The sequence below is a fragment of the Altibacter lentus genome (assembly GCF_000746845.1).
In the GTDB taxonomy this organism is placed as follows: Bacteria; Bacteroidota; Bacteroidia; order Flavobacteriales; family Flavobacteriaceae; genus Altibacter; species Altibacter lentus.
Genome location: NZ_KN050846.1, coordinates 1,244,503 through 1,264,340 on the forward strand (window position 1 = coordinate 1,244,503; position 19,838 = coordinate 1,264,340).

The following is a 19,838-nucleotide window of genomic DNA, read 5'->3' on the forward strand; positions in this document are numbered from 1 at the left end:
TTCTTGATTAAAAAGGTGCAGCACCTTTTATTTTCACTCCCATAGATCTTGCAGTTCCGGCTACCATTTTCATAGCAGACTCTACGGTAAATGCATTCAAATCGGGCATTTTGTCTTCTGCAATCGCTCTAACTTGATCCCAAGAGATCGTTGCTACCTTATTAATGTGTGGCTCGCCAGAACCTTTTTTGGTCTTAGCGGCTTCAAGGATCTGTACAGCAGCGGGTGGTGTTTTAATGACGAAGTCAAAAGACTTATCCTTATACACCGTGATCTGTACTGGCAATACTTTTCCTTGCTTATCTTGAGTTCTCGCATTGAATTGCTTACAGAACTCCATAATGTTCACACCGGCAGCACCTAAAGCGGGTCCAACTGGGGGCGACGGGTTAGCGGCACCTCCTCGAACTTGCAACTTTACTACTTTACCTACTTCTTTTGCCATTTTCTAATTTTTAATGCGGTTTTTTCTATAGTGGAAGCCAAAGAAACAACCTATTATATAGCGTGTAACAATTTAAACTTTCTCAACTTGCATATAGCTTAGTTCTAATGGAGTCTTTCTTCCGAAGATCTTTACCATAACTTCAAGCTTGCGTTTTTCTTCATTTATTTTCTCAACGGTACCATTAAAACCATTGAACGGTCCGTCAATAACCTTCACGGTTTCTCCTATGATGTATGGGATATTTACATTATCGTCCTTGACCGTAAGCTCATCGACCTTCCCTAACATTCTATTCACTTCCGATTGACGGAGTGGCACGGGGTCACCGCCTTTGGTCTCACCCAAAAACCCGATGACACCGTTAATTGATTTTATGATGTGTGGAATCTCGCCTGCCAAACTCGCTTGGATCATAATATATCCCGGAAAGTAAACACGTTCTTTGTTCACTTTCTTACCATTGCGAATTTGAATCACCTTTTCGGTAGGAACGAGAACCTGATCAATATAATCTTCAAGATTCAATCGCTTTACCTCAGATTCGATATACGATTTGATCTTGTTCTCCTGTCCACTTACCGAACGGACGACATACCACTTTTTTGTACTTTTTGTTTCAGTCATTATAGTTACGACTTGATCCATTCAAAATATAGACTTATAATTCTGCTAAACACAGTGTCAACACCCCACACAGCAAGTGCAAGCACTACAGAGAAGACCGCCACAATCACCGTTAGGCGCTGTGCTTCTGCCCAAGTAGGCCAACTTACGTGGTTCTTTAGCTCGTTATAAGACTCTTTTATGTAATCTACCATTTGTATAAGGTATTAATACTATTACTTGCACGGGTTGAGAGACTCGAACTCCCGACACCTGGTTTTGGAGACCAGTGCTCTACCAACTGAGCTAAACCCGTATTATAAAAAGAGCCAGCTCAAAAACAATCACTCTTTTTTTTGATTCACTTATCAAGCATAAAGCTCTAACATCTATGAGCCAAACAAGCAAGCGAGTAAACCCGTAATAAAAGTCAAGGCGTCCCGCTTTGGGCGGGACACCTGTACTTTTTATAGTATGACTTAATTAGTCTAAAATCTCAGTTACCTGACCAGCCCCTACAGTTCTACCACCTTCACGGATAGCAAAACGCAGACCCACATTCATTGCGATTGGCTGGATAAGCTCAACATGAATTGTCAAGTTATCACCAGGCATAACCATTTCAACACCATCTGGAAGACTAATGTTCCCAGTTACGTCTGTTGTACGTACGTAGAACTGTGGACGGTAGTTGTTGTGGAATGGAGTGTGACGTCCACCTTCTTCTTTCTTAAGAACGTAAACCTCAGCTTTAAACTTAGCGTGTGGTGTTACCGATCCCGGCTTACAGATTACCATACCTCTAGAGATCTGGCTTTTTTCGATACCTCTTAAAAGGATACCAGCGTTATCTCCAGCTTCACCTCTATCTAGAATTTGACGGAACATCTCGATCCCGGTAATAGTAGAAGTCAATTTTTCAGCACCCATACCAATGATCTCAACAGGATCTCCAGTGTTTGCTACTCCGGTCTCGATACGTCCAGTAGCAACAGTACCACGACCTGTAATAGAGAATACATCTTCAATAGGCATCAAGAATGGCTTGTCGATCTCACGTGTTGGTTCTTCAATCCATGTATCAACAGCTTCCATCAACTGTAGTACAGTATCAACCCACTTTTGCTCTCCGTTCAAAGCACCCAATGCAGAACCAGCGATCACAGGACCGTTGTCTCCATCGTACTCATAGAAAGAAAGTAGATCTCTGATCTCCATTTCAACCAATTCCAAAAGCTCCTCATCGTCTACCATATCCACTTTGTTCATGAATACAACGATACGAGGAATACCAACCTGACGGCCTAATAGGATGTGCTCACGAGTTTGTGGCATAGGACCATCGGTAGCAGCAACTACCAAGATAGCTCCGTCCATTTGAGCAGCACCAGTAACCATGTTCTTTACGTAATCCGCGTGACCAGGACAGTCAACGTGTGCGTAGTGACGATTTGCTGTTTGATACTCTACGTGTGAAGAGTTAATTGTAATACCTCTTTCTTTTTCTTCAGGAGCGTTGTCAATTTGATCAAAAGATCGAGCTTCTGAATAACCAGCATCTGCCATTACCTTTGTAATAGCAGCAGTTAAGGTTGTTTTACCGTGATCTACGTGTCCAATAGTCCCTACGTTTAAGTGGGGTTTGGACCGATCGTATGTTGCTTTTGCCATTTTGTATTAATTTAATCTTAGTTATATAATAGTGTTCAATTTCGTACTACGTTGAGCCAATGATGAGATTTGAACTCATGACCTCTTCCTTACCAAGGAAACGCTCTACCCCTGAGCTACACCGGCAAAATGATTTACGATTGCCGATTTAGATTTACGATTCGTAAACCGCACACCGTAACTCGTAAATTTCAGAGTGGTAGATCACGCTTGCGGCGTGACGACATTCCACTCTTTAGAGCGGGAGATCACGCTTGCGGCGTGACGACATTCCACTCTTTGGAGCGGGAGATCACGCTTGCGGCGTGACGACATTCCACTCTTTGGAGCGGGAGATCACGCTTGCGGCGTGACGACATTCCACTCTTTGGAGCGGGAGACCGGGTTCGAACCGGCGACATTCAGCTTGGAAGGCTGACGCTCTACCAACTGAGCTACTCCCGCGTTTATCTGAAATTATTTCAGAATGGTATTATCAAAATTTCAAAGTGGATTACTAACCAAGGTTTGTGATCCTGTTCGGGTGACTCCGAACACAACTTTAAATCGCACTTTTACAAAAGCGAGCTTTTGACTTCTGCTTATTTAAAATTTATGTGGGGAGAGCAGGATTCGAACCTGCGAAGACTAGGTCAGCAGATTTACAGTCTGCCCTCGTTGGCCGCTTGAGTATCTCCCCAAACCCTTTATTTTAAAGAACTTTCTCTTTTTCAGAGAGCCGATGGAGGGACTCGAACCCACGACCTGCTGATTACAAATCAGCTGCTCTAGCCAGCTGAGCTACATCGGCTTTTGAACGACTTTTTAGCCATAAAAAAGTCCGCTATTTCTAACGGACTGCAAATGTATAGAATTTATTTTTTCTACAAAACTTTTTTTAAAAAATAATCTTATAAATACGCTCTTTGTTTATGCTTGCGTTTTTTGAGCTGTCTCTCCAGCGAATGAATGCACTCATCGGTACCTAACTCGAAGGTCCTGGCTTCTTTTTTTACGATAAGATCGTCACCGGGAACACTGAGTAAAATCTCAACGATTTTGTTTTGCTTTTCACTGGTCTTCTGAACTTTCAGAAACACGTCTGCGAATACAATCTTGTCATAGAATTGCTCCAGTTTATTTAGCTTACGCTCTATAAAGTGAATCAATTTTACATCGGCCGCAAAATTTGGGGTTTGCACATTTACCTTCATACGCGATAGAATTAAAGTTCGTACTTATTTTGAATTTCGGGGATGCGAGTTCTTGTACACTTCTTTGAGTGTTGCAATACTGTTGTGAGTATAAACTTGCGTAGAGGCCAAACTCGAATGCCCAAGCAGTTCTTTGACTGCGTTTAAATCTGCTCCTTCATTTAAAAGATGTGTTGCAAAAGAATGCCGTAAAATATGGGGACTCCTTTTTACTTTTTCCGATGCTTTACTAAAATAGCTATTTATTATTCTGTAGACAAGCGTTTCATATATTTTAACGCCCTTAACGGAAAGGAAAAGATATTCGGGATCTGAAATATGCTCCAACTGCTCCCTGTACCGAAGGTAGTTTGAGAGCGTTAAACAAACGGAAGGCAATAACGGGATAATGCGCTCTTTATTTCTTTTACCCAGCACTTTAAGGTTTTTTTCTGTCGCGGATATATTTTTTAGTTTAATGTGCACGAGTTCGGTTCGACGCATTCCTGTAGAATAGAACAATTCGACCATGAGCTTGTTTCGAACACCTTCAAAATCGTTTGCAGTTTCCAAAGCATCTAAAACCTGTGTTACTTCTTTTTCTGAAAAGGGCACTTGTAGTTTTTTACTTGTCTTTAAAGCTCTATGCTTCAGCAGGGGGTTGATCTCGATCTGCTTGGTCTTCAGTAAAAATTTATAGTAGGTTCTCAAAGAGGAAACCTTTCGGTTCACACTTCGGTTTGAAATACCTGTATCTACCAACGAAACAATCCAGCTGCGTATCACTGGATAATTCACATCCTTAATAGTACTATAACCGAATTCTGCCCGGGCGAAAGTTAAAAAACACTCAAGATCGTGCGTATATGCCACTACTGTATTAGCAGCATACTTCTTTTCTAAGGTTAAGTAATCAATAAAATCTGAAAAGGGCATAGAGGATTGTTGGATTCTCTGCTAAAGATACAAATTGTAATTTAGGGATATAAAAAAATCCGCCGGAAGGAACCGGCGGATCTTATTGTATGAAAGGAACGGAATGGACCTAGATCTCTTCCGCGTCTCTTAGTCCTTGAATGTATTGTGCTTTTTGAATTTGCGCTCTACGCTCTACTGAGGGTTTTGTGAAAGCTTGACGCTTACGCAATTGGCGCATCGTTCCTGTACGGTCAAATTTACGCTTAAATCTCTTTAGCGCTCTATCGATATTTTCTCCGTCTTTTACTGGTATTATTAACATAGTGACATCACCTCCTCTCTTTTGGAGGGGCAAAATTAATCATATTATTTTAGAAATAAACTATAATGCACTAATTTTTTATTGAAATTATTGCTTGAATAAGGTAGCTCTTTTACTTAGGTCCTGAATGAGCTTCTGTTCTTCTTCGCTTTCCAAGAGCACATTATAGTTTTTCCAGAACTCCTTGTTATAAGGTCGGGAAGTAAAGATATCCTGAGACCATTCTGTTTGTAGTGCTTCAAAAATAAGTTCGGGGTCTTGAATGATCTTTGTGAAGACAATTTCCTGTATCGTATAATAGTATTGCTCGTCCTTGCTCCTGCCGGATTCTTCCAGATTTTTTTGCTGATCGGAAGATCGGTCCCCAACATTCACCAGTTTGGGTGTTTCGTAATACACATAGCTTGGGTACATCTTATCGTTGTATTCCAGATAGGTCATTACCAGTTTATGATTTATCTGAGTATCAAAAAGGCTTTTGCTTCGTGCCTTTTGAGCAGGAGATGCGGCCACGAGCTCGTACTCGATCTTTTTAAAGGCATAATTGTCCCAGTAGATATACAACCAACCTCTAGGCTCATACCCCTCATTGTAGATATTTCGGGTATTTAGACCTACATAATCCTCTCCTTTAGAGATCTTGATCTTGTATAATTTTCTACCATCATCCACCAAGACAGTATCCACCTCAAATTGATGCATTTCCAAAAGATTCTCACCAAAAAGTGCGTTTCTCACGGTAGCATTGCGCAGAAAATTAAGTCGTCCCTTAAAAAGATTGTCCAATCCGTTCACACGTCGGTCATTCCATTTAATAGCTTCAACTAGCGATGAAGTCTCTATGGTGTCACGCCGAAGCTGTTTTGATTTAAGGTCGATGTAGGGCGGATGGTTCTTTAAGTAAGAAGTATATGTATACAGGCTATCGACCTCCCTGAGATCATAGCTCTTTCTAATTTCATCTACGTTGATCTTAAAATGTTCCTCGGCTCCCGAAGCGTATCCGGAATCATAGACGGTAATAGCACTTTCTATAAGCCATTTGTATTCCTTTTTATTACGCTCTTTATGCCGCAAAAACCCCTTTTGCAAATAGGGTGTCCCCGGCAGGTTTCGGGACAATCGTTCGATGGCCTTTTGCACTACGCCATTCCCGGTAGTGGGGCGCGGATCTGCCACGAGAATCACTTCATCCAGAGAAGCGACATCTTCTGTTAGGAATATATCCATACTTGTGTCGAATTCGCTGATCACCGTTTCAAAGCTCTTATAACCAATGGACGAGACCACCAGGGTATCCTGCACATGTTCTTGCGGGACAACGAGAAGAAATTTACCATCAACATTGCTTACCGTCCCTATGGTTGTATTCTTAATATAGATACTGGCATTCTCGATTGGAAGATAGGTAGCAAAATCAACAACTTTGCTCTCTAGATCTATTTGCGCCAGGACACTTGTGGATACACAAAAGATCAGTATACCGGTAATATGCCTAAAAAAGGAATTTTTCATTCAATATTTTTCCTTAGATTAAAAATACCACGATCTGCCACAATGGGTTAAGAACCCTTATTGTTCTGGATCAAGTGGCTTTCTTGTATGCTTTTCCGTCGATCACCATCTTGGCTATGATCTCTCTCAGGATCTCCGAAGTTCCTCCTCCAATAGGCCCCAGCCTACTATCACGAAACAGCCTGGCCAATGGATACTCCTCCATATAACCATATCCTCCCAAGAATTGAAGGCATTCGTACATGACCTCATCAGATACTTTGGTGGATATCAATTTTGACATTGTGGCCTCTTTTACCACGTATTCTCCATCGTTCAAGCGCTTTGTTGTAACGTAATTAAAGGTCTTACATACTTCCACTTCGGTGGTGAGCTGTGCTACCCGATGACGCAAGGCCTGAAATTTGGAAATGCTTTTCCCAAAAGCCATACGGTCCTTCATATATTGAATGGTGTATTCCAATGCGAACTCGCTTCTGGCATGCGCATTGATCCCCATGATTAGGCGCTCTAATGCAAAATGCTGCATGATATAAGGAAAACCTTGATTCTCCTCTCCCATGAGATTTTCAGCAGGGATCTTCACATTATCGAAAGCAATTTCTCCTGTATCGCTGGCTCGCCACCCTAATTTATCTAGTTTAGTGGCAGAAATTCCTTCCATATCTCTGTCTACGACAAAAATACTAATACCCTTATTTCCCAGGTCGGGTGCGGTTTTGGCGGCTACTATCAAATAATCGCTGTATACCCCATTGGTAATAAATGTCTTTGAACCGTTCAAGATGTAATGCCCCCCCTTCTTTACCGCAGTACTTCGCATCCCGGAAACGTCACTACCACCAAAGGGCTCTGTAACACAAAGACAGCCTATCTTTTCACCGGTAATGCTTGGGGTCAGATACTTTTGCTTCTGCTCATGATTGCCTTCCTTGTTCAAATGTGTCATCGCCAGATAGGCGTGCGCCCACATTGCGGCAGCAAATCCGCCGCTATTGATCTTTTGCAATTCTTCCAAAAAGATCACTGTATAGAACAGGTCCAGATCCATACCGCCGTACGCTTCAGGATAGTTGATACCAAAGTAGCCCATCTCTCCAAACTTTTCCCAAATGAAGCGTTCGATATGCCCGGTCTCTTCCCACTTTTCAATATGGGGTACCACCTCTTTTTGTAAAAAATCCTGAAAACTTTTTCTGAAAAAATCGTGCTCTTCTGTGAAGTACATCTTACTCATATAAGCTGTTTTGGGTTTAGGGATAAGGACGTGTATGTCCGCTTTAGTCAACGGACAAATATAATTGAATTAGCTGTAACTTCTGGTTTGATAGTCCTTCTATTTTCTCCAATTCTGAAAAATCTGAAATCTGTTCGCGCAATTCTCGATATTCCCAGATGCGTTTTGCCAATTCGAAAGAAATACCCGGAATTGTTGCTATATCTGAAGCCGAAGCAGTGTTGAGATTCATCTTCGCGAGTGACCTGGGGGTTTTCACCGTAAATTGATCGAGCACCCTCCTAATTACCATGTTATCGAGGCCATATACACTGTAAAGCTCTATATCCCCTGCAAATCCCCCCAGTTTCTCTCGGTAGCTCACAATGCGTTTCGACAGGGCTTCTCCTATACCATGTACTTCACGTAGTTCGGCGGCTGTAGCGACGTTCAAATCGATCTTTTCGGCATAGGATATTGGGGTGTTATAGGTCTTCTTTTTTGCATAGGACGGTTTTGGGTTGGTCACCCAGTCCGGAAATTTAAAATAGGGCTGCAGGACGGCTAATAACGAATCTGATACCTTTGTCACCCGCTGAAAATCTGCGGCAGAATTAATCCATTGATCCTGCTCCCGAAACAGTTTCAGTCTATCGAATTCTGTAGGTGTCATTCCTAACACGTACGCCTTATGATCGGTAATGAAATTAGGATTGAAGGGGTATTGTTTCGGTTTTCGACGTTCCAGTTCTACAGCTCGCAGGGAATCCAGTTCCTCCTGCAACTGTATTATTTTGGCTGAAGAAACATCCAGATGTGATGTTTCCGAAGTATCAATAAAATAATAAGCGGCCATCACTCCAACGATCAAGCTAACTAAAAGCAAAATCCCACTTCGCTCCTGTTTTGAAAACGTAAAGTGGGATCTTAGCTTCATATTATTTTACTTTTGTTACATGTGCTTTCTCAAGTCTTCCGCACCATCATCGATCGCTTCTGCCTTTTTACGAATAGCACTCATATAGCGATTTAATTCTTTTCGAACCACAGGGGTTAACAAGATAACCCCAATAATGTTTGGTACTACCATGGCAAAGATCATCGCATCTGAAAAATCGATCACGGCTCCCAAACTAATAGAGGCACCAACCACCACAAAGAACAGGAATAAGAATTTATAAACAAGGTCGGTAACACGACCTCTTCCGAAGAGATATTTCCACCCTTGCATCCCGTAATACGACCAAGAGATCATGGTCGAGAACGCGAATAAGATCACTGCAATCGTAAGAATGATGGAGAAATGGGGTATCACACTGTCAAACGCAACAGCGGTCAACTCCACCCCTTCGTTGATAGGTGTTCCATATTCCATGAACCCACCGTCGAAATTTGTGATAATGATTACCAGTGCCGTCATGGTACAGATCACCACGGTATCTACAAACGGCTCCAACAAGGCAACGATTCCTTCACTGGCAGGATATTTTGTTCTTACAGCAGAGTGCGCAATGGCAGCAGATCCTACCCCGGCTTCGTTGGAGAAGGCCCCTCGACGGATTCCCTGTATCATAACTCCAATAAGCCCCCCGGCAATTCCTAGTCCGCTGAAGGCTCCCGTAAAGATGAGGCTGAACGCATCGTCGATTAGGGTGAAATTAGCACCTAATATAATCAGGGCCGCCAACACATAGATCCCCGCCATGAACGGCACCACCTTTTCGGTTACTTTTGCAATTCTTTTAATACCTCCAATGATCACGACTGCTACAAGGATCGCCATAACGAATCCAAAATACATTCCGCCATTGGCATTCTCTATTTCAAATAATTTTATGAACTGTGCCGCTGCTTGATTGGCTTGAAACATATTTCCACCTCCAAACGAACCACCAATCACAAAGATAGCGAAGAGGATCGCGAGAATTTTACCAAGCACTCCGGCACCTTTTTCACGAAGTCCTTTTGTAAGGTAGTACATAGGACCTCCGTATACTGTTCCGTCCGGTCCAACATCGCGGTATTTTACCCCGAGGGTACATTCGGCAAATTTTGAAGCCATCCCCAGTAACCCTGCAAGGATCATCCAAAAAGTTGCCCCGGGCCCTCCTATGGACAGTGCCACAGCAACTCCCGCAATATTTCCAAGACCTACCGTAGCAGATAGTGCTGCGGTCAAGGCCTGAAAGTGGGAAACCTCACCATCGGCACTATCGTCCCGAATGGTTTCAATGATATTCTCACCTTCATTATCGGTCATATCGCCGTACAACGTATCTACACCGTGTTTTTCAATATCTTCATATTTTCCTCTCACAACTTTGATAGCGGTGCCAAAACCGGTAAAGTTGATGAGTTTAAAATAAATCGTAAAATAGACCGCACCTCCAATTAGCACAATAAGCACCCATGGGATCTTGAACTCTTCAGAAAAAGGTATCTCATAGAATATTCCCTCTACAAACCATCCGGTATAATCGCGAAAAGTAGCGTCGATCTTTTCGGAAGTACTTTGTTCTTGAGCAAAGGATAAAAGTGGGGTGAATATTGTAAATAGGGAAAGAAGAAGTTTCTTCATAATGGGTTTTTTAGTGAGACTATTTTTAAGCTAAGCAAGATGCTAAAAAAAAACACGAATTCAAATTTTTGAGCTGATAATTGTTAACGAAACCTTAAACGTTATATAATCGCTTTAAATTATCTATTTGATTGGGTCTGCCAATAAGAATAAGTTTGGAATTCTTTTTAATGACTAGAGAAGGCTCCGGGTTCACGATGTATTCTCCTTGCGGCGATTTGTATCCTATAATGGAACAGCCCGTCTTCTTGCGTACATCCAGTTCGCTAATGGAATGTTCTACACCGTCGGGACACATCTTCTCAAAAGGTATTTGTTCGACATTCATACTGTCCTGCTCCCCCGAAACAGATAAGTTATCGAGAAACTCTATCAAATCGGGAACAACCACTAAAGACGCCATGTGGTCTCCTCCTATGCGATCGGGCATAATGATATTATCGGCTCCTGCCAGTTTTAATTTCTTGTAGCTGGTTTCCTCTGTCGCCCGGCTAATGATCTTTAATCCTTGATTCATTTGGCGCGCAGACAGGACTATAAAAAGATTATCGGCATCACTGGGTAGCGCACAAATAAGTGTTTTGGCACGTTCGACACCTGCATGGATCAAGACATCATCTTCAATAGCGTTTCCGCTTACAAACAAGTGCTCGTCATCGCTAAATCGCTCAATAAGGTCTTCGTCACGTTCTACAATTACAAACTTTTGATTATAGGCCAGTAATTTTTGTGTGGCTTGTTTTCCGTTTCTTCCAAAACCACAAACGATCACGTGATCGCGTAATGCTTTGATTTGTTTTTCCACTTTTTTTTGTCTTAAATTACCAATGTTGTTCTTGCTGAGAATGTATTCAGAAATAACAGTAATCGCATACCCCACAATAAAGATACTTGAAATTATGAGGGCCGACGTAAATATCTTTTCAGCCGGACTTAAGGGGTGTAACTCACCAAAACCAACCGTGGTTATGGTAATGATAGTCATATACATGGCATCGATCCATTCGTAATCGAAGAAAAATCGAAATCCGAAGATACCCGAAAACACCACGGTGATGAGTAGCACCAACGCACCTGCTATCTTAGATTGAAATAACTTTGTCATAGATCAAACACAGATGTTCGTTTGGTAAATACAAGATCTTTTAGCTTCAATAAGAATGCAATGGTGAGATAGATGGCAAAGCCCACACCCATGGTTGCAAAGGATACATAAATAAAGAAGAGTCGTACGCTCTTAGCCCGCATCCCCAGACGATCTGCCAAACGGGAACTTACATAGAACCCACGTTTCTCAAAATAATGCCTAATTCTGTACACGAGCTGTAACATGTGTGCAAATTACAATTTTTACTGAATACTATTCGAAACTTTTAAAATAGCGTTGCCAATTTCACAGTTCAAACATCGACGCGCATCACAATATAATTCCTTAAGCTGAAGCAATGCCTGAGTCTCTAATGCATTGGTTGCAACAAGGCCAAGCTTTTGAAACCTGAGGATGATGGTATTTGCTTCGGGAGGGAGCTCCCCGGCCAGTTGCAGGATTTCTTCGGAAGGGTGACTTCCTAAAAAACGAAGGTAGGCGAACCGCATGGGAAGCACTGTGTTTATAAACAATAGATTAATGAATTTTTTAGTAAGTTGGGTGCTTCGCAATTGGGAACTAGAGGTAAAGGTATAATGTGTTCTCCAAAATTCGCTTGTTTCAATCGTGAACAGCTCGTACAGATGCTGGACTTCGCGTATGGCGATCACTTTCGAGAACAATTGACCGTTATTTACATACAAGGCCGCCAATTGTGCCAGCCGAACGGTTGGAAAATTTGAAGGTCGTAACCTGAAGAATTTAGGGGCGATGACCCCATCATTAGAAAGTTTGAATTTACGCTTACTGTATTTGTAAGAACTTATTAGCTCTTTTACATACGGAGCCTCCGCAGTTGCATCAAGTAACCCGGCCTGACCCAGCAATATAGCTTCCAGCGACAATAACTGATCGCTGCATTTTTGGATCAGGGAAAACGGAATCGACTGTGCAATGCTCAAAAAAGCGGTCCCGTTAACTTTAAGTCCGAAATTCTTGCACAACATCTCAAATAACAATGCCTCCCAATGATTGTTCAATTGAGAGGCCCGTTCCATTAAAAATTGTGACTTTCTCTCTAATCGCTCAACATAAAGGCGTTCCAGCCAATGCACATACATAAAGCTATCGATTTCAGTCAGCGATTGCTCACACGGGATCCATTTCGTATCGTTCGAAAATAGTTTTTTGTACGTCCCCAGCATTGGTTTCGGGATACGGTGCTTTAATTCCAATGTGGGAATTAGTGTGGTATCTTTTCTTGATACTTCGGAAGTGTGCTCCCAAACGACATGCAGGATCACCGAATCGTACGCAGGGTCTTTATGGTGTTGGTGCAGGAACCAAAGGGAAGATTCTATATGAAGCTCTACATTTCCTGCCCATAATTGTCCATCGATCACGAGCTGTGCATTGAAAAAATCGGGACCCGAATTGTGGTTATGACTGCCGGGTGAAACAATTTGCAGCGAATGACCCTGGGTGGTCTTCAAGTTGTGGTTGTCAAATTTCTGAAACTGCCACACATAATGCAGGAATTCTTCTTTCATGAATCCGGAATTAGCGTGGGGAGTTGAAGTAAGAGTAACTTATTTTTCTTCGGTCGGGGTCGATGCTGTTGTTGACTCTTCCGAGATCGTATCGGAAAAGAGGATACGGTTCCATTTATACAACCTGCGTTTCAAGATGATAAAACGTACGATCCCAATGGTCAAAAAGACCACACACACTACCAAAGCGACATAACCCAACCAGTGAATGCTCTCAAAATCCTTTAACTGTAAGAGTGCCAGACCCCCTAACAGCAGGTAAAGAGATGCTCTTATATAGGCCAGTAACGTACGCTCATTAGCGAGTTTTGTTCGCTCCAGCGCAAGGATCTCACGGGTATTTACCGGTACCGGCTTAGTACGCAAAAACCGAAACAATCGCTGTGCCTGTGTTTTCATTCCCCTAAAAATAAAAAATCCCGCTTAAAAAAGCAGGATTCTATTTTATAAAATTTGTATGCCTTAGTCAAGATAGCCCATCTTTTGCATCCAATCGTTGTTGAACATCTTTCCAACATACCTGCTGCCGTGGTCGTGAAAAAGAACAACAACCACATCGTCTTTGGTAAAGTGTTCCTTAAGTTGCAAAACGCCCTTCATGGCTGCACCGGCCGAATTCCCTAAGAACATTCCTTCTTCCCGTGCTAGTTTTTGGGTATAGACCGCCGCATCCTTATCGGTTACTTTGGTAAATCCGTCGATGATATCGAAATTTACATTCTTTGGGAGTATATCTTCTCCAATTCCTTCGGTGACGTAAGGGTAGATCTCCTTTTCATCGAATATGCCTGTTTCGTGATATTTCTTAAAGACACTGCCATAAGTATCGATACCCCATACTTTAATATTAGGGTTCTGTTCCTTTAAATATTTTCCAACCCCGCTAATCGTACCTCCCGTACCCACTCCTACAACAAAATGAGTGATCTTTCCATCGGTTTGTCGCCAGATCTCCGGACCTGTACTTTCGTAATGTGCTTTGGTGTTGCTGGGGTTATCATACTGATTCACATACCAACTATTGGGAGTTTCTTCGGCCATGCGCTTTGATGTAGAATAATAAGAACGCGGATCTGACGGGTCCACATCGGTGGGGCATACAACTACCTCACTGCCTACGGCGCGCAGGATGTCCATTTTTTCCTTGCTTTGCTTATCACTTATTACACAAACCATTTTATACCCTTTTACGATGGCTGCTAGGGCCAGTCCCATACCTGTATTCCCGCTGGTTCCTTCAATAATAGTCCCTCCGGGCTTTAAGCGGCCGTCTGCTTCGGCATCCTCGATCATTTTTACAGCCATACGGTCCTTGACCGAATTCCCGGGATTAAAGGTCTCGTATTTGGCAAGAACAAGGGCCGGGATCTCCTCGGCGAGTTTATTGATCTTTACCAAGGGTGTATTCCCGATCGTCTCTAATATATTCTTTGCGTATTCCATTTTATTTTCTTGATGAAAGCAACTTCTTATTCCTTTAGAAGTTTGCGGCTGCAAAGGTATGATTTCGGCAGTTACACTGCAAGCATTTGCGTTAGGGATTGAAGCGGCATCCTTTCTATAGCAAGCCTGGCTTGCTAGGGAAAGATATAGCGGAAAGCCCGGTCCTTGGGTGCGCCGGACTCTACGACAAGCACCCAAGGAAACGCCCTACTATTCGAAACGAATGGCCTTTACAGGAGAGATCTTTGCAATGATATACGAAGGGATCAAGAGCATGAACAAACACAATACAAACGTTCCGGCATTTAGGGCCAAGACGTACCCCATATCCAGATAGACAGGAGCTTCGGTAACGTAATAAGTGTCGGGATCCAAAGGAAATAATTTAAACTGCTGCTGGGCGAAAAGCAGACCTAGTCCTATGAGGTTTCCCCAGAACAACCCCACGCCAATTAGGTACATGGCATTGTAGATAAACACCTTACGAATGCTCCAATCACTGCTCCCCAGTGCCTTTAGGATGCCTATCATTTGTGTACGTTCCAGAATAAGGACCAACAAAGCGGTGATCATATTAATACCTGCTACCAGTATCATGATACCAATAATGAGCGCGATATTGAAATCGAACAGATCCAGCCATTCAAAAATAGAGCCGTACTTATCGCGTATGGTTTGGGTATCCAGGGTGCTGGATGTTTGATTGTAGACGGCATTCCCTATGGGAACAATGTTGTCGAAATCTTCCACAAATACTTCAAAAGCGCCTATCTGGTCGTCTTCCCATTTGTTAAGGCGTTGTATGTGGCGTATATCGGCTATGACAAATTGCTCGTCAAATTGTTGAAATCCGCTGTTATAGATTCCAACGATATCGAACCCTCTGCTACGGGGCGCTTTGGAGGTGTCATCATTAAGGAAAAAAGTAACGATCTTGTCTCCCAACTGTAACTCCAGGCGGTTTGCCAGGTATTGGGAAATCAGTACTTCGGCGTTTAATCCATTTGAATAATCGGGCAGTCTTCCTTCCCGCAAAAAATCCTCAAAATACTGCCAGTTGTAATCGGTTCCAACGCCTTTGACCACCACTCCTTCGAAATCGGTTTCGGTACGGATCACACCGCCTTTTGAAGCTGTGATCTGAATGTGGTCCACGCCCGCTACGCTTGTGAAATTAGGATGGAAATCTTGATTCTTCGAGATGGGAATTTGAGAATCATTGGACATATTGGTGTCGAAGTTGCTAATAATGATATCGCCATTGAAGGCAGAGACCTTTTCACGTATCTTTTTTTGGAGTCCGACACCCGTGGCGATGGACACCAGCATCATTACAATTCCCAAGGCGATCGCCGTAATTGCAATTTTTATTATTGGTGCCGAAATACTACTTTTATAGTCTTTGGCCGCAATGATGCGCCGAGCGATAAAGAATTCGAAATTCACGGGTAACGATATGCGATTAACTTTTTTCAAAAATACATTTTTCTTATGGCTTCTGGTTTCTTTTTCCTGCGGAAGTCAGAATAACCAGGAGAAGGCAAACGCTTCGGGGGATACCCTTGAGAAAACACAGCAGGAAATCGTGATACACGATACTGTTACCATTGCTGAAATGATGTCTAAGGATTTTATGCCCGGGGCTCACCGTCCGAATGCCTATCTTCCTATATTAAAGGACAAATCTGTGGGAATTGTGGCGAATCAGACCTCCATGCTTACCAAACCCAGCAAATCTCTCCACTTGGTCGATTTTTTGATCGCCGAGAATATTCAGGTAAAAAAGGTCTTTGCTCCTGAGCACGGTTTTCGCGGTACGGCCGATGCGGGTGAATTGGTGAAAGACGGGATCGACCGGCGCACCGGAATTCCAATTATCTCCTTATATGGTGCGAACAAGAAGCCGTCCAAGCAACAGATGCAAGGCATAGAGCTCATGGTCTTTGACATTCAAGACGTAGGTGCTCGTTTTTACACCTATATTTCGACGCTCCATTATGTAATGGAAGCGTGTGCAGAAGCCAATATTCCACTGGTTGTTCTCGACAGACCTAATCCCAACGGTCATTATATCGACGGGCCTGTTCTGGAAAAAGAGCATTCGAGTTTTGTAGGGATGCATCCCGTACCTGTAGTTCACGGAATGACTATTGGCGAATATGCGCAAATGATCAATGGTGAAGGTTGGTTGTCCAATGATCTAACCTGCAGATTGACGGTAATTCCTGTTTCCAATTATACACATGGAACACCCTACTCACTTCCCGTAAAACCTTCCCCTAATCTGCCCAATGATACAGCCATAAACCTATACCCGAGTCTTTGTTTCTTTGAAGGGACACCGCTAAGTGCCGGCAGGGGTACAAGCATGCAGTTTCAGGTCTTTGGAGCTCCTGCGCTGCCAAGTGCTTATTTCCCTTTCCAGTTCACGCCACAACCCAATGAGGGTGCAAAGCATCCAAAATTCGAAGGGCAGCTTTGCAACGGGCTAGACCTAAGAGAACAGCCACGTCTGGACATGCTCAATTTGGAATGGCTTATAGAAGCGTATGTTGGTTACGGGAAAAAGAAAGAATTCTTTACCGATTTTTTCACTAAGCTCGCAGGAACTGAAACACTTCAGCGACAGATAGAGCAAGGCTACACTTATCCTGAAATTAGAGCCACCTGGTTACGTGACCTGGAAGCCTATGATGCGATGCGGAAAAAGTATATGCTCTATCCTTAAGTTTAAGGCAAACGCTTCTTCATTTCTTCAACAATATTGAAAGCCGCCGGACAGATCGCTACGTTCTTTAAGGTAAGATTGGAGATCTGCTGAAATTTCTTCCGGTCGGTGTGTGGAAATTCTCTACACGCCTTGGGGCGTACATCGTAGATGCTGCAATAATTATCGGCTCCCAGAAAAACACAGGGAACGGTTTGCAACACATAATCATTCTCCTCGTCCAGTCGCAGATAGGTCTCGATAAATTGCTGCGGTTTCATTCTAAAATGCTTAGCAATACGCTCAATGTCCTTATTGGTGAACAAAGGTCCCGTGGTCTTACAGCAATTGGCACAAGTGAGGCAATCGGTACGCCGAAACTCCTCCTCGTGCAATTCTACCATGAGCTCATCCAATTGTCTGGGCGGTTTTTTCTTCAGTTTCACGAAGAACTTTTTGTTCTCGTTATGCGTATCTTTGGCGCGTTGCGGGAGTTGTTTCAGGATATCTTCCATAGCGGCTCAAAAATACAACAATTCTGGTATGAAGGATGTTCTAGGCGCTGCCTTATTGGATTATTACCACGGAAATTATAGTGAAGATATTATCACGGAAACAAATATTAGTGAGGCAGACGCCTTACCGCTTCCTTATCTCTTTCGGTCTTACACCGAAATGCCGCTAATAGAACAAGCGGCTCTAAAGGCTGCCAAAGGGACGATCCTTGATATTGGATGCGGTGCCGGGAGCCATGCGCTGTATTTACAGCAGCAAGATCACAGGGTTTCCGCCATAGATGTTTCTGAAGGAGCCGTGAAAGTAAGCCGCCTGCGAGGTGTTCAAAATGCGGAGTGTACACCGCTGCTTCAGTTTCAAGGAGCTACTTTTGACACCCTGTTACTGCTCATGAACGGTACTGGGATTTTCGGCACTCTGTCTCAGGTATCGCAATACCTTCAGCATTTAAAATCGCTAATGGCCCCCGGAGGGCAGATCCTTATCGATTCCAGCGATCTGCAATATATGTACGACACCGGAGAGGAAGGTGGTATTTGGGTTCCGGGAACACATTATTACGGCGAATTGGAGTTTACCATGAGCTATAAGGGTGAGACAAGCGAATGGTTTGACTGGCTCTATCTGGATGAAGGACTTTTTGAAGAGGCGTGCATATCGAACGGATTACATTTTGAGATCGTAACAAGAGGAGACCATTACGATTACCTGGCCCGGCTTACTGCTGCGGAATAAAACCCGCCTTAACAAGCGCACTCATCTTTTTAGCAAAAAGATCGCGGCTCCAGTGTTTGCGAATTTCGGAGAGATCTTTTGAAAGTGACTGCTGTTGCGTCTCGTGCTTTGCCCAAACGTCGGATTGAAAGAATTGGTTGATTGTTTCCGTTTCTGTTTCAGAAAGGGGAGCATTTTCAATGAATCGCTTTTGGGCAGCTTCGGTGCTGTAAAAAGCAGTCATTTCCTGAATTTCCGGCCGGGTAAAATATTTCCGATAGGCGAAGGTAGTAAAAGCAATAAGTTCCTGTATCGCTTCCTGTTTATCCTGCCGCAATTGCTCCCAAAAAGCGGTTGGAACATTGGCTGAAATAAATTGCTTTTGCAGGGTATTGAACGTAGTATCATACGATTCTTCAAACTGAAGATTGGTACCATTGTTGTTTAAAAGATCCATAATGTCCTGTTGAAAATCATCCACCTGTGCATTTGCCGAAAAACAAATCACACAAAAAAGCGTTAAAAACAAAGAGTGGATTTTCATAGGATTCTTTTAAAGATTATGTTTGCTAAAAGTACAAAAAAATAGATATGCGTTTTACACCCTATACCCCCCTACTGTGTGTGTTGTTGTTCCTCGGTTTAATGAGCTGCAAGAGCGATGATGAGACACCTCCTGTTGAAGATTTTAAAGCTGAAAACAGAAAACCTTTGGGGGTTTCGGCAGAGGATCTGCTAAGTGACGATATATACAGCACCCTTACAGTAGAATTGGCTTTCAATGAAACTTACCGCCCCAGCAATGTGGCGATTGCCGAACTTCAAGACTTTTTGGAAACTCGTTTAAACAAACCCGGTGGAATTTCCATCGTGCAAACCAATGTCGATATATCTCAAGGAGCACCTTTCACAATTCAAGAAATTAGAGATATAGAGGACGAAAACCGAACGGTCTATACAGAAGGTGATACCATGGCTGTGTATATTTTCTTTGCGAACGGATCGTCATCCAACGATACCCAAACTACTGTAACTTTAGGTACTGCATATCAAAACACTTCCATTGTCATCTACGAAAAGACGCTACGGGATTTGGTACTTAACAATCCTACCATCGATCTGGCTACCTTAGAGTCCACAACCATACAACACGAGTTAGGACATATCTTAGGGCTGGTGAACCTTCAAAATGACGATATCCATACCGATCATGAGGATCCGTCCAATTCTAAGCATTGTGTCGTTGAGGAATGTCTCATGTATTTTGAAAGTAATAATGGTCGCGCGATCGTAGCTCGGTTTAACCAACGCAACAGTGTACCTGCATTAGACCCCTTGTGTATCGCCGATCTTCAAGCCAAAGGTGGAAAGTAACGAT

General features: G+C 42.9%; 22 protein-coding genes and 5 tRNA genes. 3 read left to right on the plus strand and 24 right to left on the minus strand.

Annotated elements, in window-relative coordinates:
• Window positions 1-7: 7 nt before the first annotated feature.
• From rplK to JS40_RS05940, 22 genes are all read right to left on the minus strand, one after another.
• Window positions 8-445, minus strand: coding sequence for a 50S ribosomal protein L11 (rplK, locus tag JS40_RS05835; RefSeq protein WP_034259086.1), 438 nt, complete (start codon window positions 443-445; stop codon window positions 8-10).
• Between the two features lie 72 nt (window positions 446-517).
• Window positions 518-1,072, minus strand: a complete 555-nt coding sequence (nusG, locus tag JS40_RS05840; protein ID WP_034259088.1) for a transcription termination/antitermination protein NusG — start codon at window positions 1,070-1,072, stop codon at window positions 518-520.
• Window positions 1,073-1,077: 5 nt separating this feature from the next.
• A complete protein-coding gene (gene secE, locus JS40_RS05845; protein ID WP_034259090.1) occupies window positions 1,078-1,266 on the minus strand; it encodes a preprotein translocase subunit SecE in 189 nt (62 codons plus the stop codon).
• A gap of 28 nt (window positions 1,267-1,294) precedes the next feature.
• Window positions 1,295-1,367: transfer RNA gene (locus JS40_RS05850), tRNA-Trp, on the minus strand.
• Between the two features lie 167 nt (window positions 1,368-1,534).
• Window positions 1,535-2,722, minus strand: a complete 1,188-nt coding sequence (tuf, locus tag JS40_RS05855; RefSeq protein WP_034259092.1) for an elongation factor Tu — start codon at window positions 2,720-2,722, stop codon at window positions 1,535-1,537.
• A 54-nt stretch (window positions 2,723-2,776) separates the two neighbouring features.
• Window positions 2,777-2,848, minus strand: a tRNA-Thr gene (locus tag JS40_RS05860).
• Window positions 2,849-3,090: 242 nt separating this feature from the next.
• A tRNA-Gly gene (locus tag JS40_RS05865) sits at window positions 3,091-3,166 on the minus strand.
• Window positions 3,167-3,319: 153 nt separating this feature from the next.
• Window positions 3,320-3,401: transfer RNA gene (locus tag JS40_RS05870), tRNA-Tyr, on the minus strand.
• Between the two features lie 37 nt (window positions 3,402-3,438).
• Window positions 3,439-3,512, minus strand: a tRNA-Thr gene (locus JS40_RS05875).
• Between the two features lie 100 nt (window positions 3,513-3,612).
• Entirely contained in the window at window positions 3,613-3,915 is a 303-nt protein-coding gene (gene hpf, locus JS40_RS05880) for a ribosome hibernation-promoting factor, HPF/YfiA family (protein WP_034259094.1), read from the minus strand.
• Between the two features lie 24 nt (window positions 3,916-3,939).
• Window positions 3,940-4,830: a tyrosine-type recombinase/integrase gene (locus JS40_RS05885; RefSeq protein ID WP_034259096.1), complete on the minus strand. Its 891-nt coding sequence runs from the start codon at window positions 4,828-4,830 to the stop codon at window positions 3,940-3,942.
• A 109-nt stretch (window positions 4,831-4,939) separates the two neighbouring features.
• Window positions 4,940-5,134 (minus strand): 30S ribosomal protein S21, encoded by a 195-nt coding sequence (gene rpsU, locus JS40_RS05890; RefSeq protein ID WP_034259098.1) that lies wholly within the window; start codon window positions 5,132-5,134, stop codon window positions 4,940-4,942.
• A gap of 87 nt (window positions 5,135-5,221) precedes the next feature.
• The gene (locus JS40_RS05895; RefSeq protein WP_034259100.1) at window positions 5,222-6,649 is read right to left on the minus strand and encodes a carboxypeptidase-like regulatory domain-containing protein; all 1,428 of its coding nucleotides are present in this window, start codon (window positions 6,647-6,649) and stop codon (window positions 5,222-5,224) included.
• A gap of 70 nt (window positions 6,650-6,719) precedes the next feature.
• On the minus strand, window positions 6,720-7,886 hold the full coding sequence (locus tag JS40_RS05900; RefSeq protein ID WP_034262140.1) for an acyl-CoA dehydrogenase family protein: 1,167 nt from the start codon (window positions 7,884-7,886) through the stop codon (window positions 6,720-6,722).
• A gap of 43 nt (window positions 7,887-7,929) precedes the next feature.
• A complete protein-coding gene (locus JS40_RS05905) occupies window positions 7,930-8,802 on the minus strand; it encodes a ComEA family DNA-binding protein (RefSeq protein ID WP_034259101.1) in 873 nt (290 codons plus the stop codon).
• Between the two features lie 15 nt (window positions 8,803-8,817).
• Window positions 8,818-10,443, minus strand: a complete 1,626-nt coding sequence (locus JS40_RS05910; RefSeq protein WP_034259103.1) for an alanine/glycine:cation symporter family protein — start codon at window positions 10,441-10,443, stop codon at window positions 8,818-8,820.
• A gap of 94 nt (window positions 10,444-10,537) precedes the next feature.
• Window positions 10,538-11,548: a potassium channel family protein gene (locus tag JS40_RS05915; RefSeq protein WP_034259105.1), complete on the minus strand. Its 1,011-nt coding sequence runs from the start codon at window positions 11,546-11,548 to the stop codon at window positions 10,538-10,540.
• Window positions 11,545-11,775, minus strand: a complete 231-nt coding sequence (locus JS40_RS05920; RefSeq protein WP_034259107.1) for a PspC family transcriptional regulator — start codon at window positions 11,773-11,775, stop codon at window positions 11,545-11,547. Before JS40_RS05920 ends, JS40_RS05915 begins: the two co-directional genes overlap by 4 nt.
• Window positions 11,776-11,793: 18 nt before the next feature.
• The gene (locus JS40_RS05925; RefSeq protein WP_034259108.1) at window positions 11,794-13,080 is read right to left on the minus strand and encodes a DUF2851 family protein; all 1,287 of its coding nucleotides are present in this window, start codon (window positions 13,078-13,080) and stop codon (window positions 11,794-11,796) included.
• 39 nt (window positions 13,081-13,119) lie between these two features.
• Entirely contained in the window at window positions 13,120-13,479 is a 360-nt protein-coding gene (locus tag JS40_RS05930) for a DUF202 domain-containing protein (protein ID WP_051957507.1), read from the minus strand.
• A gap of 63 nt (window positions 13,480-13,542) precedes the next feature.
• Window positions 13,543-14,523, minus strand: coding sequence for a PLP-dependent cysteine synthase family protein (locus tag JS40_RS05935; RefSeq protein ID WP_034259109.1), 981 nt, complete (start codon window positions 14,521-14,523; stop codon window positions 13,543-13,545).
• 210 nt (window positions 14,524-14,733) lie between these two features.
• Window positions 14,734-15,969, minus strand: a complete 1,236-nt coding sequence (locus JS40_RS05940) for an ABC transporter permease (RefSeq protein WP_034259110.1) — start codon at window positions 15,967-15,969, stop codon at window positions 14,734-14,736.
• Window positions 15,970-15,979: 10 nt separating this feature from the next.
• Between JS40_RS05940 and JS40_RS05945 the strand changes: the two genes are divergently transcribed.
• Window positions 15,980-17,251 carry an exo-beta-N-acetylmuramidase NamZ family protein gene (locus tag JS40_RS05945; RefSeq protein WP_034259111.1) on the plus strand — a complete coding sequence of 424 codons (1,272 nt, stop codon included), beginning with the start codon at window positions 15,980-15,982 and terminating at the stop codon, window positions 17,249-17,251.
• Between the two features lie 2 nt (window positions 17,252-17,253).
• Here the strand turns inward: JS40_RS05945 and JS40_RS05950 are convergent, their stop codons facing one another.
• On the minus strand, window positions 17,254-17,745 hold the full coding sequence (locus JS40_RS05950) for a YkgJ family cysteine cluster protein (protein WP_034259112.1): 492 nt from the start codon (window positions 17,743-17,745) through the stop codon (window positions 17,254-17,256).
• Between the two features lie 28 nt (window positions 17,746-17,773).
• On the opposite strand from JS40_RS05950, the gene JS40_RS05955 reads away from it, so the two are divergent.
• Window positions 17,774-18,481 carry a class I SAM-dependent methyltransferase gene (locus JS40_RS05955; RefSeq protein ID WP_034259113.1) on the plus strand — a complete coding sequence of 236 codons (708 nt, stop codon included), beginning with the start codon at window positions 17,774-17,776 and terminating at the stop codon, window positions 18,479-18,481.
• On the opposite strand, the gene JS40_RS05960 is transcribed toward JS40_RS05955, so the two are convergent.
• Window positions 18,465-19,004 carry a DUF2059 domain-containing protein gene (locus tag JS40_RS05960; protein ID WP_034259114.1) on the minus strand — a complete coding sequence of 180 codons (540 nt, stop codon included), beginning with the start codon at window positions 19,002-19,004 and terminating at the stop codon, window positions 18,465-18,467. The two genes, JS40_RS05955 and JS40_RS05960, sit on opposite strands and share 17 nt — an antisense overlap.
• A gap of 47 nt (window positions 19,005-19,051) precedes the next feature.
• Here JS40_RS05960 and JS40_RS05965 point away from each other — a divergent pair, with 47 nt between their 5' ends.
• Window positions 19,052-19,834, plus strand: a complete 783-nt coding sequence (locus JS40_RS05965) for a zinc-binding metallopeptidase (RefSeq protein WP_034259115.1) — start codon at window positions 19,052-19,054, stop codon at window positions 19,832-19,834.
• Window positions 19,835-19,838: the final 4 nt, after the last annotated feature.

Bases quoted from the DNA above. Each gene is read 5' to 3' on its own strand.
- rplK (WP_034259086.1), bottom strand. From the start codon at position 445: ATGGCAAAAGAAGTAGGTAAAGTAGTAAAGTTGCAAGTTCGAGGAGGT.
- nusG (WP_034259088.1), bottom strand. From the start codon at position 1,072: ATGACTGAAACAAAAAGTACAAAAAAGTGGTATGTCGTCCGTTCGGTA.
- secE (WP_034259090.1), bottom strand. From the start codon at position 1,266: ATGGTAGATTACATAAAAGAGTCTTATAACGAGCTAAAGAACCACGTA.
- tuf (WP_034259092.1), bottom strand. From the start codon at position 2,722: ATGGCAAAAGCAACATACGATCGGTCCAAACCCCACTTAAACGTAGGG.
- hpf (WP_034259094.1), bottom strand. From the start codon at position 3,915: ATGAAGGTAAATGTGCAAACCCCAAATTTTGCGGCCGATGTAAAATTG.
- JS40_RS05885 (WP_034259096.1), bottom strand. From the start codon at position 4,830: ATGCCCTTTTCAGATTTTATTGATTACTTAACCTTAGAAAAGAAGTAT.
- rpsU (WP_034259098.1), bottom strand. From the start codon at position 5,134: ATGTTAATAATACCAGTAAAAGACGGAGAAAATATCGATAGAGCGCTA.
- JS40_RS05895 (WP_034259100.1), bottom strand. From the start codon at position 6,649: ATGAAAAATTCCTTTTTTAGGCATATTACCGGTATACTGATCTTTTGT.
- JS40_RS05900 (WP_034262140.1), bottom strand. From the start codon at position 7,886: ATGAGTAAGATGTACTTCACAGAAGAGCACGATTTTTTCAGAAAAAGT.
- JS40_RS05905 (WP_034259101.1), bottom strand. From the start codon at position 8,802: ATGAAGCTAAGATCCCACTTTACGTTTTCAAAACAGGAGCGAAGTGGG.
- JS40_RS05910 (WP_034259103.1), bottom strand. From the start codon at position 10,443: ATGAAGAAACTTCTTCTTTCCCTATTTACAATATTCACCCCACTTTTA.
- JS40_RS05915 (WP_034259105.1), bottom strand. From the start codon at position 11,548: ATGACAAAGTTATTTCAATCTAAGATAGCAGGTGCGTTGGTGCTACTC.
- JS40_RS05920 (WP_034259107.1), bottom strand. From the start codon at position 11,775: ATGTTACAGCTCGTGTACAGAATTAGGCATTATTTTGAGAAACGTGGG.
- JS40_RS05925 (WP_034259108.1), bottom strand. From the start codon at position 13,080: ATGAAAGAAGAATTCCTGCATTATGTGTGGCAGTTTCAGAAATTTGAC.
- JS40_RS05930 (WP_051957507.1), bottom strand. From the start codon at position 13,479: ATGAAAACACAGGCACAGCGATTGTTTCGGTTTTTGCGTACTAAGCCG.
- JS40_RS05935 (WP_034259109.1), bottom strand. From the start codon at position 14,523: ATGGAATACGCAAAGAATATATTAGAGACGATCGGGAATACACCCTTG.
- JS40_RS05945 (WP_034259111.1), top strand. From the start codon at position 15,980: ATGCGATTAACTTTTTTCAAAAATACATTTTTCTTATGGCTTCTGGTT.
- JS40_RS05950 (WP_034259112.1), bottom strand. From the start codon at position 17,745: ATGGAAGATATCCTGAAACAACTCCCGCAACGCGCCAAAGATACGCAT.
- JS40_RS05955 (WP_034259113.1), top strand. From the start codon at position 17,774: ATGAAGGATGTTCTAGGCGCTGCCTTATTGGATTATTACCACGGAAAT.
- JS40_RS05960 (WP_034259114.1), bottom strand. From the start codon at position 19,004: ATGAAAATCCACTCTTTGTTTTTAACGCTTTTTTGTGTGATTTGTTTT.
- JS40_RS05965 (WP_034259115.1), top strand. From the start codon at position 19,052: ATGCGTTTTACACCCTATACCCCCCTACTGTGTGTGTTGTTGTTCCTC.